This window comes from Kitasatospora sp. NPDC094016, assembly GCF_040304045.1.
Taxonomy (GTDB): Bacteria; Actinomycetota; Actinomycetes; order Streptomycetales; family Streptomycetaceae; genus Kitasatospora.
The window spans coordinates 296,117-308,604 of sequence record NZ_JBEOUK010000001.1; the positions used below are offsets into that span (position 1 = coordinate 296,117).

Sequence of the window (12,488 nt, forward strand, 5' to 3'; positions counted from 1 at the left end):
CGGGCAGGTGACAGCGAACAGATGACAGATGTCAGCGAACAGATCGTGAAATCTGCTCGCCGGGATCCGTCGCCCGCTCCCGGACCGGCACCGCGCTGCGGTCCCGGACCAGCGGCTCGATGCCGCGAGGCGTGGCCGCGACCGCGCGCCACCACAGCCGCAGCGCGGGCGGGTCGACCGGTTCGAAGGGCTTGCCGGGCCGGGGCACCGCCAGTCGGGCGCCGAGCGCCTGGGCAGCCGTGACCACCCGTTCGGCGGGCTCCTCCCAGGGGTGCGTCGCCAGGTTGAAGGTGCACCAGTGGATCGGCAGCAGCAGATCGCCGCCGAGGTCCAGGTGGGCCCGGACGCCCTCCTCGGGAGTCATGTGCACCTCGGGCCAGAAGTCGCTGTACGCGCCGACCTGCATCAGCGTCGCGTCGAACGGCCCGAGCCGGCGGCCGATCTCGGCGAAGCCCGGGAAGTAGCCGGTGTCCCCGCTGTGGAAGATCCGGTGCCCGCCGCCGGCCACCACCCAGGACGCCCAGAGGAACAGCGCGCTGGTGCGCGGGCCGCGGCTGCAGTAGTGCCGGGCCGGGGTGGCGGTGAGGGTGAGCCCGGCGACCTCGACCGACTCCCACCAGTCGAGTTCGGCGATCCGCCGGGCCGGTACTCCCCAGCGCTCCAGGTGCGCGCCGACGCCGAGCGGGACGGCGAACACCGCGTCCGTCCCGATCAGCGCGCGGATGGTGGCCATGTCGAGGTGGTCGTAGTGGTCGTGGGAGATCACCACCACGTCCACCGGCCCGAGTTCGGACAGCGGCAGCGGCATCGGGTGCAGCCGTTTGGGCCCTGTCCAGGCGAACGGCGAGCAGCGCTCGCCCCACACCGGGTCGATCAGGACCCGCCGCCCGCCGATCTCGGCGAGCACGGTGGCGTGGCCGAGCCAGGTGAGCCGCAGTCCGGAGTCCGGCGGCAGGGCGAGGTCGACCGGGAGCAGCCGGTGCACGGGTACGGCGGCGGTCGGTGCCCGGCGGGTCTTGTCCCCGGTCAGCTGGGCGCGGGTGATCTCCAGCGGGCTGCGCTCGTAGACCAGGCGGCGGGTGGGCAGCGGGTTGCGGAAGGCGCCGTCGGCGAACTGCGGGGAGTGGTGGATCCGGGCCAGCCGTTCGCCCCGGGGCTCGGCTCCGAAGGCCTCGGCCCGGACCCGGTGCCAGGCCGCGCGGGGCAGTCGGGCCAGGTCCGACCCGGTGCGGTTCGCCGTCGGGCCGAGGGCCGGGCTGGTGGTCGGGCTGCTGGTCGGAGGGGTGGTGAACTGCGAGGACAGACCGGCGAGGCGGGAGAACCAGGGGGCGGGGCGGGGCAAGGCTCCTCCAAGGACGGTCACGGCTACCGGGCATGCCGGGGCGCGTATCCGGGAGACTGGTGAGGCCGCTGCGATACGACAACCATCTCGTCGGAGATTACTCGTCATGGGCCGTCCGGACCTGGTGAGCGGCCCCGCGCGGGCCAATCGGCGTACCCCGCCCCGGCCTCCGCGCCCACCGCCCGGCCGCGCGCCCGGGGCCACCGCCCGGTGCCGCTACGCGGAGAACCGTCCAGGACCGCTACGCGTAGAAGCGGGTGATCGTCTCCGCGACGCAGTGCGGCTTGGCGCTCTCCGCGCTGGTGATGGTGAACCGCACCAGCGCCTGGACCCCGCCCGGCACCTCGGTGGCCGAGAGCAGTTCGGCGGTGGCCCGGATCGCGGTGCCCACCGGCACCGGCGCCGGGAAGCGCACCTTCTCCGAGCCGTAGTTCAGCGCCATGCGCACGCCCTCGACGCCGTAGCACTCCTTCGCCAGCACCGGGATCATCGACTGGGTCAGGTAGCCGTGCGCGATGGTCGAACCGAACTGGCTCTCCTTGGCCCGCTCCGGGTCCACGTGGATCCACTGGTGGTCGCCGGTCGCCTCGGCGAACAGGTCGATCTGCCGCTGTCCGATGGTGTGCCACTCGCTGGTGCCCAGTTCGGTGCCGACGGCGGCGGTCAGATCGGCGAGGGAGGCGAAGCTCGTCACGGTGCGCTCCTGGGGGAGGGGTCAGGACGCCGGAAGCGTATGCGTACCCGCCGGTATCTGTCAGCGGTACGGAACCGGGAACCCGGGGGCGCGGCGGCCCGCGGGTGTTTCAGGACCGCAGCGCCCCGCGCCCCAGCGCGTCCTGCCCGGTCGGGAACAGCCGCCGGCCGCTGACCAGTTCCGGCACCAGCGCGACGAACAGCGGTTCCGGGTCCCCCACCCACGGCCGCAGGCCGGACCGCAGCACCCGCCGCACCTGCTCGGGCTCGCGCACCACGTCCGCCCGGCCGTGGACCAGCACGCTCCAGCCCGTCCGGGTGACCGGGTCCAGCAGGTCCGCCTGGAAGGCCACCACCGTGCCGTCAAGCCCGCGCGCGGTGGCACTTCCCCGGCGCACGGCGAGCACCAACCGCCCGTCCAGGACCTCGAAGGAGACCGGTAGCACGGCCGGCAGTGCGTGCTCGGTGTACACCACGCGCCCGACGGGCACGGTGCTGAGCAGCCGCAGGCACTCGGCCTCGCTCAGGGTCTCCACACGGTCCTCACGCTCCATGCGTCCGATCGTCCTCCGGTCGGAGCGCGTGCCGATAGGGCCCATGGTCCCTGAGCGGACGGGCCGGGAGCCCCGTCGGCGGCCGCCCGGAGCGGTAGCCTGCCCGGCGGCGGTACGGTACGCGCCCCTGCTCACCACGGCAGCGGCGGGCGCGGCGGGCGGCCCCGGGTGCGCTGGGGCCGGCATGGGAGGGGGCGTGCGGATGGTGGGCGGGGTCGACCTGGTGGTGATCGGGGCGAACGGCGGGCCCGATCGGGGCTTCGGGGGCTCGGCGCTGGCGCCGGACGGCGCCCGGCTGCTCGCGCGGGTGCTGCCCGGGATGTGCTTCGACGTCGGTGCGGCCGGCTGCCGGGTCACCGAGGTGGCGCCGGACGCGGACGCCAACGCGATGCTCACCGCCGTCCGGGAGGCCGCCCAGCACCCGGGCCGGTGGCTGGTGGTCTGCCTGGTCGGCCAGTTGGCGGTCGATCCGCGCGGGCGCCGGCTCGCCCTGGTGACCGGCGGCAGCACCGCCGACAACGCCTACCGGCGCGGCCTGGCCTGGGACTGGGTGGTCAGCGCGATGGTGCACGGCGACCACGAGGAGGCCCTGCTGCTGGTCGACGCGGTGGCCGACCGGGACACCTGGGCGGCGCTGGAGCGCGGCGGCGGCGAGGACGGCGCGGGCGAACTACTGGCCTACCCGCGCGTCCCGCTGTGGGGCCGGGTCGGCCGGTACACCCCGGGCAGACGCGGCCGGGACGCCGTACTGCCGGGTGGTGAGGGTTCGTTCAGCCACGCCCTGACCACCGTGCTGCGGCAGGGTGTCCCGGGCGCCCCGGCCGCCGTCGCGCCGCTGGACCTCCAGCCGTCCGTCGCCGCGCTGCTCGACGGGGGCGAGGCGCCGGGTAGTTCGGGTGCGCCGGGCGCGCGCCTGCTCGTTCCGCCGCAGGGCGGGCGCCTGTTGATGCGCAATCGGGCCGCGGTTCGGGGCGCATTGGCCGGATTGTCGCTTTCCGAAGAACTGTTGGCCGTTCTGTGGCGGGAAAGTGCCCCGACGGAACCGCCTTCCGCGTAAGGTCAGGTGGCCTGAGGTGTTGCCGTGATGGGGTGGGTTGGCGAAGAATCGATCCCCAGCGGAAACACTTGCGGGACGACGGAATTCTTCCGGCGGCCACGGATCACGAATTGGTCGGTCGCGACGAGGTGGGGCGATGCGGCAGCGCGGAAATGTGTTGCGCCCTGGGGCGGTTGGGGTCGGTGGGGTGGTTCTGGTGTTGCTCCTCGGCGCCTGTGCGAGCGGCGGTTCCGGTGGTTCCGTCGATCGGCTCGGAACGGCTGCGCCCAGTGTCGCGGGAGTGGATCCGGTACCTCCTTCGGGTGGTTCGGTAAACACCTCGATCGCGCCGACGGACGGGCCGGAAGGTGCCATGGGGCGACTGGCCCTGAGGACGTATCAGGACTGGTGGCAGGCCCAGACCGAGGCATTCGGGCGGTCGGATTCGGACGGATTCGCTCTGGAGACGTACTCCTCCGGTCGGGCCCTCACCGACACCCTGGTCAGCCTCCGCCAACTTCGCGACGCCAAACTGGTGATGACCGGAACGCCGCGCAATTCGGCGGTGGTCAAGGCCATCGACCTGAAAGCCGATCCGCAGACCGCCGTGATCGAGGACTGCGTCGACGTATCGGGATGGCATCGCGTCGACGCCGTCACCCAGGTGGCGAAGGATCCGGGCGACCGACTGAACCGCTACGTCGCGACCGCGTCCCTGCGCTGGTTCCAAGCACGTTGGCTGATCTACGACTTCAAGCGGGAGGTGGACCGGGCATGCTGAACACGCGTAAACCGGCCCGGCGATTCGCGATCCTCGCGCCGTTGTCCGCCGGGTTGCTGTTGGCCTCGGCGGTGTCGGCGGCGGCGGACGAACCGCCGGGCGGAGGTGCCGAGCAGTGTTACCCGGACGTGATCTGCTCCGGGGTCAACACCGGTGGCACCAAACCGAAACCCGGACCGTCGCAGCCCGGCGGTGGCGGCGGGGGCGGTACGAGCGACGGGCCGCTGCTGTGCAGCTACCACGACCAGCAATGGCCCTGCCACGACCCGGAGCGCGGCTGGTTCAACAGCGGCGTCGGGTGCTACTTCCGCCCGCTGGACAACCCGCCCCCCGAGGGCGCCCCGGAGTGGCAGGGCCACAAGCCGTCCGAGGGCGCGCTCTACTCGAAGGTCTGCCCGCAGACGGGCGGCGGGCAGGACGGCGCCGAGATCGTGTTCGAGGCCACCTCGCCGGCCGGGCCGCCGGCGCTGAACCTGGTGGACGTCGGCTTCGGCTTGGCCCACGAGATGCGCTTCCCGAAGCCGACGGCGGGTGTCGCGCCCAAGGGCACGGCGGTGGTGAAGGCGCCGGTCTGGCTCTGGTTGGACGGTGTGGCGGCGCCCGCGCCCAAGACGCTGTCCGTCCCGGGCGCCTCGGTCACCGTCACGCCGGTGCTGAGGAGTGTGACCTGGGTCTTCGACAGCGGCGTCTCCGTGACCTGCGACAAGGCCGGGACGCCGTACGACGCCAAGTACGGCGCCGCCAAGTCCCCCGACTGCGGCTACGAGTTCGCCGTGGGCTCGGGCACCAGGAAGAGCGGCGTCTTCGACGGCACGGTGACGGCGAACTGGGTGGGCGAGGTCGTGGTCACGGGGCCGAACGCGAAGACCTTCGACGTCAAGATGCCGCAGTCCTCGAACTTCACGCTCAAGGTCGCCGAGGTGCAGGTCCTCAACTGACCCGGCGGCGGACGTCCGACGCCCCGCGGCCCGGCCGCGGGGCGCCGGAGGCCCGGCCGCACGCGACCACGGCACCGCAGCCCGGGCGCCGAAGCCCGGCACCGGCGACCTGACCAGCGACGGCCTGACCAGCGATGACCCGAGCAGCGATGACCCGAGCAGCGAGAACCCAGTACTGACGATCCGGAACGAGCACGAGGGAAGGGCGGAACCCGGTGGAGAACCGTACATTCGCGACGCCGGGATCCGGCACACCCGCAGGGGCCGCGGTGTCCGTGGCGGTCCCGGACCAGGGGCAGGGGCCGGGCGAGGCCCCGGGCAGCGGCGCGGGCAAGGGCAAGGGGCGCGCCGCCCCGCACGTCCCCGGCCGGACGCTGCGGGCCCGGCGGCGGCGCCCGGCGGTGCTGGCGATGGCCGTCGCGCTGATCGCCGCCGGCGGCCTGGGCGGCGCGGTGCTCTACGACAGCACCGGCCAGCGGGTCGCCGTGCTGGCGCTGGCCCGGGACATCCCGTGGGGGCAGGTGATCACCGACGACGACCTGGTGGTGGCCCGGATCGCCGGCGATCCGGCGCTGCGGCCGCTGTCCGCCACCGAACGGGACAAGGCGGTCGGCATGCGGGCCGCCACCGACCTCAAGCGCGGCGCGATGCTCACCAGGGGCGACGTCGCGCAGACCCTGGCGGTGCAGCCCGGCCAGATCGTGGTCGGCGTCTCGGCCAAGCGCAGCCAGCTGCCCGCCAGCCGGCTCCAGCCGGGGCTGCAGATCGTCGTGGTCTACACCCCGGACAACACCAAGGCCGACTCGATGCCCGCGACGGTCATCACGGTCGGCCGGGTGGACACCGACGGCAGCCAGGTGATCGACGTGGCCGTCGGCGCGGCGGACGGCCCCCGGCTGGCGCAGTGGGTGGCCGGTGGCCGGATCCAGGTCCTGCTGGCCCCCCGCGCCGCCGCGGCGGGCGGCGCGACCGGGACCGCCGCTGCGGGCACCGGCGGCAGCGCCGCGCCGACCGCCCCGTCGACCGGGACCACCCCCGGCGCTGCCACGGCCCCCGTGCCCCCGACCGGGGCGGGTGGCGCCTGATGGCGGTGATCGCGGTGGCCGGCGGCCCGGGCGCGCCCGGCGCGACCACGGCGGCCCTGGCCCTGCTGCTGGCCTGGCCGCTGGAGTCCGGGCGGCGGGTCCTGCTGGTGGAGGCCGACCCGGACGGCGGCGCGGTGCTCGCGGGCGCCCTGGAGGGCCGGGTCGACGCGGTGTACGGGCTGCGCAACCTGGCCGTCGCGGACCGCCGCGGACTGCTCGCCGAGACCATCTGGGAGCAGCTGATCGACCTCTCGCCCGAGGGCACCGCCGAGCGGCTGCTGCTGCCCGGGCTGACCGACCCCACCCAGGCCCCGGGCCTCGCCTACACCTGGGAGCCGCTCGTCGACCTGCTGCACGGCCTCGAACCGCAGGGCTACGACGTCATCGTGGACCTCGGCCGCTCCGGCGCCACCGGCGTGAGCGCCGTGCTGGCCCGCCGGGCGGACGTGGTCGCGGTGACCGTCCGCACCACACTGCGCGGCCTGAGCTCGGCCCGGCCCCGGCTGTCCGCGCTCGCCGAGGACCTCGCCACGGCCGGCACCGGGGTGGACGCGCTCGGACTGCTGCTGGTCGCGGAGGGGCCGTACTCGGGGCCGGAGGTGGCGCGCGAGTTCGGCCTGCCGGTGCTGGGGCTGCTGCCGCACGCCACCCGCACCGCCCGGGTGCTCTCCGACGGCGGTGACATCACCGACCGGCGGTTCATCCGCTCGGAGCTGATGCGGACGGCGCGTTCGGCGGCGGACGAGGTGCAGCTGCTGGTCCGCCGCCGTCGCCAGCGGCTCGCGCCGACCGCCGCGCCCGTCCCGGCCCAGCTCACCGCCGCGGCCCGGACCGGGGTTCCGGCCCAGCCCCCGACCGCGGTGCACGCCCAGTCCCCGGTGCCCGCCCCGCAGGCGGCCGCGCCGACGGCGTACCGGCCGGTGGAGGAGGAGCAGCCCTCGTACACCCCGCCGCAGCCGGTCGGGCCGGTGATCACCACCGGCCCGGTGGCGCCGCTGGCCGGGCTGGCGCCCCAGCCGGCCGCTCCGGCCCCGTTCCCGGAGCACGTCCAGCAGCAGTCGCAGCCGCCGTACGGGCCGCAGGCCGGCTACGTCGCGTACGACCAGCAGGGCGGGTTCACCCCGTACGACCAGCAGAGCGGGGCCCCGTACGGCCAGCAGCCCGGGTACGTCCGCCCGGAGGCCGAGGACGACGGCCGCTACCCGCTCCAGCAGCCCGCCGTGACACCCGATCAGACACACCCGAACGGTCCGCAGCCGTACAACCCCGGGGAGGTGCTCCGTGCGCGGTAGCCCCCTGCACCAGCACCCCGCGGCCGACCCGGCCGCACTGCCCTGGGCTACCCAGGCACAGGCACAGGCCCAGGCCCAGACGCAGGCGCCGGCGGACGCCCCGCCCCGGGCCTACCGGCCGGGCCCCGTCGCCCCGCAGCCCGCGCCACCGCCGTACGTCCAGGCGGGCGGCGCGGCCACGCCCACCGCCGTGCCCTCCCAGCTGCCCTCGCTCGACCTGCGCGGCGCCGCCACCCGGCCGGCCGTCGACCCGCAGGTCGCCCGCGAGCTGAAGCGCCAGGTCGCGGCCGAACTGCACCAGCAGATCACCCGGTTGACCGCCACCTCGGGCGCCGAACCGGACCGCGCCACCCGCCGCCAGCGCGGCCGCGCGCTGATCGAGGAGGCGGTCGCGCGCTGGTCCGACGCCTACGCGCAGACCCACGGCATCCCGCCCACCCGGGAGCAGGACCGCGCGCTCGCCGAGGCCGTCTTCGACCTGCTGTTCCGGGCCGGGCGGCTCCAGCCCTACCTGGACGACCCGGAGATCGAGAACATCCTGATCAACGGCTGCGACGACGTCTGGGTCTCCCGGGTGCACCAACCCCTGCGCCAGGTGCCGCCGGTGGCCGAGAGCGACGCCGAACTCGTCGAACTGCTCCAGGACCTGGCCCGCCAGCACGGCGGCGGCGAGCGCAGCCTGTCCACCGCCAGCCCGACCCTCGCGCTGCGCCTGGAGGGCGGCATGCGCCTCCAGGCGCTCACCGAGGTGACGCCCCGCCCGTACGTGGCGATCCGGCGCCACCGGGTGGCCTCGGCGACCCTGCCGGAGATGGTCGAACTCGGCACCCTGGACAGCACCCTGGCCGCGTTCCTGGCCGCCGCGATCCGGGCCCGCAAGAACGTGATGATCACCGGCACCCAGGGCGTCGGCAAGACCAGCCTGCTGCGCGCGATGGCCGCCGAGATCCCGCCGGACGAGCGGATCGGCACCCTGGAGTCGGAGTTCGAGCTGTGGCTGCACACCCTCGGCCACCTGCGCCAGGTCGTCCCGATGGAGGCCCGCGAGGGCAACGGCGAACGCGTCGAGGGCCGCCTGGCCGGCGAGTTGACGATCGGCGACCTCATCCCGGCGGCGCTGCGGATGACGCTGTCCCGGATCATCGTCGGCGAGGTCCGATCCGGCGAGGTCGTCCCGATGCTGCGGGTCATGACCAACGGTGAGGGCGGCTCGATGTGCACCCTGCACGCCCGCGGCCCGCACATGGTCGTCGACCGCATCGCCGAACTCTGCCTGGAGTACGGCTCGCACATGACCGACTCGCTCGCCTACCGGCTCACCGCCAACGCCCTGGACCTCATCGTGCACGTCGCCATGGTCGACGAGACCGCCGTCGGCGGTCGCCGGCACCGCTTCGTCTCCCACGTCCTGGAGGTCGCCGGCCTCGGCGAGAGCGGCCGGCCCGCGCTGAACACCGTGTTCGGCCCCCGGGTGGACCTCGGCGAGCCGCGGGCCGTCCCGCACACCCCGCCGCAGTGCCTGGACGACCTGCGCCGGGCCGGCTTCGACGCCGCCCTGCTCGGCTCCCGCTACGGCGGCTGGGCCACCCCGCTGCAACTGCGGATCGGCGGTGGCGCGCGATGATGCTGCTGTTCGCTCTGTGCGGGCTGGCCGTCGCGGGCGGCCTGGTCGCCCTGGTGGCCTGGGCCCGCGGCAGCGACCCGGCGGACGGGGACGAGACCCCGGAGCGGAGCAGCCCGCTGGCCGGCCGCGCCCACGTCTTCTGGTACGGCGCCCCCGGCGCCGCCTCGGCCCGGGTCGCCCGGCTGCGCCGGATCCAGCTGCCGCTCGCGCTCGCCGGTGCCCCGCTCGCCTGGCTGTTCACCGGCATCCCGCTGGCCGCCCTGCTGGTGCCGCTGGCCGTGTTCGGCCTTCCCTGGCTGTTCGACACCACCCGCCCGGACACCCGCCGGATCGAACGCCTGGAGGCGCTGTCCGAGTGGACCCAGCGCATCGCCGACGTGCTGCTGCTCGGCGTCGGCCTCAACCAGGCCATCGTCACCAGCCGCCGCACCGCCCCCGCCGCCCTGGAGGAGGAGATCGGCGAACTGGCCGCCCGGCTCCAGGCCCGCTGGCGGCCCGAGGAGGCGCTCCAGGCCTTCGCCGACAGCGTCGCCGACGCCACCGCCGACAAGGTGCTCGCCGCGCTCGTGCTGCGGTCCGGCGACAGCGGGCCCGGCCTGGCCCGGGCGCTGGCCGACATGGCCGACTCGGTGCGTGAGGAGGTCCGTCAGCGCCGCGCCATCGAGGCCGACCGGGCCAAGCACCGCACCACCATCCGCTGGCTGGTCGGCATCATCGTGCTGGTCGTCACGGTCGGCTCCTTCAACACCGAGTACACCCGGCCGTACGGCACGCTGCTCGGGCAGATCGTGCTCGCCGTCGTCGCCGCCCTGTTCGTCGCGATCATCGCCTGGATGCGCGCCCTCGCCTCGCACCCGCCGGTGCCTCGACTGCTGGCGCCCGACCGGCGTGGCAAGGCCGGGCGCCGCGCCCCGGTGCGTGAGGACGAGGCGCTCCAGCAGCTCGGGGAGGTCCGGTGATCTCCCCCTGGTCCGTGCTGGCCGGGGCCGTCGCCGCCGGTGGCGTCGCCCTGCTGATCGCCGAACTGCGGCCCGCGCCGCCCGACCTGCGCCAGGCCCTGGACCGGCTGCACCGCACCCCCGCCGAGCGGGCCGCGGACCCGGACGAGCGGCCGAGCTGGTACGACCGGATCGGCGAGCGCTCGATCGGCCTGCGCGGAGTGTCCCTGCCGCACCGCGAACTCGCCCTGATCGGCCGCGCCCCGGCCCGGTTCATGGTGCACAAGCTGCTGTTCGCCGCGATCGGCCTGCTGCTGCCTGCCTACCTGGGCGCGATGGCCGTGCTGATGGGCATCGGCCTGCCCTTCGCCCTGCCGCTGCTGGCCGGGCCGCTGCTGGCCGGCCTGCTCTGGTTCGTCCCCGACGCCATCGTGCGCGGCGAGGCCAAGGAGGCGCGCACCGAGTACCTGCACGGCATCGCCGCCTACCTCGAACTCGTCGCCCTGGAACGGGCCGCCGACTGCGGGCCCGCCGAGGCGCTGCGCCGCGCCGCCGCCGTCGGGCGAGGCACCGTGTTCCGGCGCATCCGCGACGCCCTCGACCGCGCCGCCACCGACCGGCTCCCGCCCTGGGCCGGACTCGACGCGCTCGCCGAGGAGTTGGGGCTCAGCCCGCTGCAGGACGTGGCGGACATCATGCGGCTGTCCGGCACCGACGGCGCCGCCGTGTACGACACCCTGCGGGCGCGCGCCAAGGGCCTGCGCGGCGAGCTGCTCGCCGAGGACCTCGCCCGCGCCAACGCCGACAGCGAGCGGATGGTCGCACCCGGAGCCGCCCTCACCCTGCTGATGACCGTCCTGATCGTCTTCCCCGCACTCCACCAGATGCTCAACTGACCCTCCTCGCAGGGCATCTGGCATCACACCGCACTCCACCCCGGGAGATCCGAATGACCGTCCGACTCGTTCACCTGGCAGGCCGGCTGATCCGGCCCGTCCTGCTGCCCGTGCAGTTCGCCCTGCTGCTGTTCACCCTGCGGCTCGGCCGGCTGCGGGCCGCCCGCGCGCGCGGCGACCGCGGTGCGATCAGCATCGAACTCGCCCTCGCCATCATCGCGTTGGTCTTCGTCGCGGGCGCCGTCGCGACCGCGCTCTACCTGCTGAAGGACAAGGTCGTGCAGAAGGTCGAGCAGGACCCGAACATGCCGGGTGCGGGCGCCGCCGCAGGAGGCGCCACCAAGTGACGTACCGACCTCGCCGCCGCGGCGACCGGGGGTCGATGAGCGTGAGCCTCGCCATCGTCTTCCCGGTCGTCCTGGTGCTCCTGATGCTCGTCGTCCAGGCCGCGCTGCTCTGGTACGACCGCCAGCTCGCGCTCACGGCCGCCCGCGAGGGCGTGGACGCCGGCCGGATCCAGGGCAACGCGACGGACGAGGTGAAGAACGAGGCGGCGCGCCGGCAGGCCAGGGACTTCCTCGACCGGCAGGGCGTGCACTCGTACACGGTGACGACCGACGGCAGCACGCCCGAAGTGGTCCGGGTGACGGTGGCGGTGCGCCCGCCGCTGCTGATACCCGGGCTGTCGGCGCCCGCCCTGAGGCAGTTCGCCGAGGCGCCGCGCGAGCGCTTCGTCCCGCCGGTGGCGGTGGCGCCGTGAGACGGCGGACCCGGGCCGATCGGTGGGCGGCGCTCCGCGCCGAGGGCCGTTCCGTGCCCCGCGCCGCGCGCCGGCCCCGGTGGTGGCCGGTCCGGCGGAGCGACGGCGGCGCGGTCGCCATCGAGGCGGCGATCGTCGTGCCCCCGGTGGTCGGGCTGGTCCTGGTGGCCATCGCCGCCGGGCGGGTGCAGACCACGGCCGGTACGGTCGAGGCCGCCGCCCGGGCCGGCGCCCGCACCGCCTCGCTGCAGCGCAGCGTCGACGGGATGACGCAGCCGGGCCGGGACTCGGCCCTCGCGACGCTGCGCCAGCAGGGCGTCTCCTGCCGCAACGGGAACGTCCAGGTCGTGCCCGGCCAACTGGACCTGCCCGGCGGCGCCGTCACGACCGTCAAGGTCACCGTGGTGTGCGACGTCGAACTGGCGGACCTGCTCGGCGGACCGTCCGGCGTACCCGTGACGAAGCACCTCGTCGGCGAGTTCACCTCCGTGGTGGACCGCTACCGGGGCACATGACGACCCGGGGCGGCACCCGGCGGGACACGGGCCG

Annotated in this window: 14 protein-coding genes; 11 read left to right on the forward strand and 3 right to left on the reverse strand. The window is 75.0% G+C overall.

Translation table 11 applies throughout. The annotated features are described in order from the left end of the window. Positions 1 to 31: 31 nt before the first annotated feature. The 3 genes from ABT015_RS01265 to ABT015_RS01275 all read right to left on the reverse strand — a co-directional run bounded on the left by ABT015_RS01265 (position 32) and on the right by ABT015_RS01275 (position 2,589). Complete coding sequence (locus tag ABT015_RS01265; protein ID WP_350875688.1) at positions 32 to 1,216, reverse strand: MBL fold metallo-hydrolase; 1,185 nt, start codon at positions 1,214 to 1,216, stop codon at positions 32 to 34. A gap of 367 nt (positions 1,217 to 1,583) precedes the next feature. Further along, the gene (locus ABT015_RS01270) at positions 1,584 to 2,036 is read right to left on the reverse strand and encodes a MaoC family dehydratase (RefSeq protein ID WP_350875401.1); all 453 of its coding nucleotides are present in this window, start codon (positions 2,034 to 2,036) and stop codon (positions 1,584 to 1,586) included. A 109-nt stretch (positions 2,037 to 2,145) separates the two neighbouring features. Further along, a complete protein-coding gene (locus tag ABT015_RS01275) occupies positions 2,146 to 2,589 on the reverse strand; it encodes a pyridoxamine 5'-phosphate oxidase family protein (RefSeq protein WP_063350036.1) in 444 nt (147 codons plus the stop codon). Positions 2,590 to 2,785: 196 nt separating this feature from the next. Here ABT015_RS01275 and ABT015_RS01280 point away from each other — a divergent pair, with 196 nt between their 5' ends. The 11 genes from ABT015_RS01280 to ABT015_RS01330 all read left to right on the forward strand — a co-directional run bounded on the left by ABT015_RS01280 (position 2,786) and on the right by ABT015_RS01330 (position 12,454). Beyond that, a complete protein-coding gene (locus tag ABT015_RS01280; RefSeq protein WP_350875403.1) occupies positions 2,786 to 3,646 on the forward strand; it encodes a hypothetical protein in 861 nt (286 codons plus the stop codon). Between the two features lie 187 nt (positions 3,647 to 3,833). Continuing rightward, entirely contained in the window at positions 3,834 to 4,406 is a 573-nt protein-coding gene (locus ABT015_RS01285) for a hypothetical protein (protein WP_350875405.1), read from the forward strand. Beyond that, positions 4,400 to 5,344 carry a hypothetical protein gene (locus tag ABT015_RS01290; RefSeq protein ID WP_350875407.1) on the forward strand — a complete coding sequence of 315 codons (945 nt, stop codon included), beginning with the start codon at positions 4,400 to 4,402 and terminating at the stop codon, positions 5,342 to 5,344. The genes ABT015_RS01285 and ABT015_RS01290 overlap by 7 nt, the downstream gene beginning before the upstream one ends. Positions 5,345 to 5,613: 269 nt before the next feature. Next, positions 5,614 to 6,429 carry an SAF domain-containing protein gene (locus ABT015_RS01295; protein ID WP_350875409.1) on the forward strand — a complete coding sequence of 272 codons (816 nt, stop codon included), beginning with the start codon at positions 5,614 to 5,616 and terminating at the stop codon, positions 6,427 to 6,429. Continuing rightward, positions 6,429 to 7,721: a hypothetical protein gene (locus tag ABT015_RS01300; RefSeq protein WP_350875411.1), complete on the forward strand. Its 1,293-nt coding sequence runs from the start codon at positions 6,429 to 6,431 to the stop codon at positions 7,719 to 7,721. Before ABT015_RS01295 ends, ABT015_RS01300 begins: the two co-directional genes overlap by 1 nt. Continuing rightward, positions 7,711 to 9,345, forward strand: a complete 1,635-nt coding sequence (locus ABT015_RS01305; RefSeq protein ID WP_350875413.1) for a TadA family conjugal transfer-associated ATPase — start codon at positions 7,711 to 7,713, stop codon at positions 9,343 to 9,345. The genes ABT015_RS01300 and ABT015_RS01305 overlap by 11 nt, the downstream gene beginning before the upstream one ends. After that, positions 9,342 to 10,304: a type II secretion system F family protein gene (locus tag ABT015_RS01310; protein WP_350875415.1), complete on the forward strand. Its 963-nt coding sequence runs from the start codon at positions 9,342 to 9,344 to the stop codon at positions 10,302 to 10,304. The genes ABT015_RS01305 and ABT015_RS01310 overlap by 4 nt, the downstream gene beginning before the upstream one ends. Then, on the forward strand, positions 10,301 to 11,179 hold the full coding sequence (locus ABT015_RS01315) for a hypothetical protein (RefSeq protein WP_350875417.1): 879 nt from the start codon (positions 10,301 to 10,303) through the stop codon (positions 11,177 to 11,179). The genes ABT015_RS01310 and ABT015_RS01315 overlap by 4 nt, the downstream gene beginning before the upstream one ends. Before the next feature lie 53 nt (positions 11,180 to 11,232). Beyond that, positions 11,233 to 11,526, forward strand: a complete 294-nt coding sequence (locus tag ABT015_RS01320; RefSeq protein WP_350875419.1) for a hypothetical protein — start codon at positions 11,233 to 11,235, stop codon at positions 11,524 to 11,526. Next, entirely contained in the window at positions 11,523 to 11,939 is a 417-nt protein-coding gene (locus tag ABT015_RS01325) for a TadE/TadG family type IV pilus assembly protein (protein WP_350875421.1), read from the forward strand. Before ABT015_RS01320 ends, ABT015_RS01325 begins: the two co-directional genes overlap by 4 nt. 53 nt (positions 11,940 to 11,992) lie before the next feature. Next, on the forward strand, positions 11,993 to 12,454 hold the full coding sequence (locus ABT015_RS01330) for a TadE/TadG family type IV pilus assembly protein (RefSeq protein ID WP_350875423.1): 462 nt from the start codon (positions 11,993 to 11,995) through the stop codon (positions 12,452 to 12,454). Positions 12,455 to 12,488: the final 34 nt, after the last annotated feature.

Bases quoted from the DNA above. Each gene is read 5' to 3' on its own strand.
- ABT015_RS01290 (WP_350875407.1), top strand. From the start codon at position 4,400: ATGCTGAACACGCGTAAACCGGCCCGGCGATTCGCGATCCTCGCGCCG.
- ABT015_RS01300 (WP_350875411.1), top strand. From the start codon at position 6,429: ATGGCGGTGATCGCGGTGGCCGGCGGCCCGGGCGCGCCCGGCGCGACC.
- ABT015_RS01275 (WP_063350036.1), bottom strand. From the start codon at position 2,589: ATGGAGCGTGAGGACCGTGTGGAGACCCTGAGCGAGGCCGAGTGCCTG.
- ABT015_RS01310 (WP_350875415.1), top strand. From the start codon at position 9,342: ATGATGCTGCTGTTCGCTCTGTGCGGGCTGGCCGTCGCGGGCGGCCTG.
- ABT015_RS01320 (WP_350875419.1), top strand. From the start codon at position 11,233: ATGACCGTCCGACTCGTTCACCTGGCAGGCCGGCTGATCCGGCCCGTC.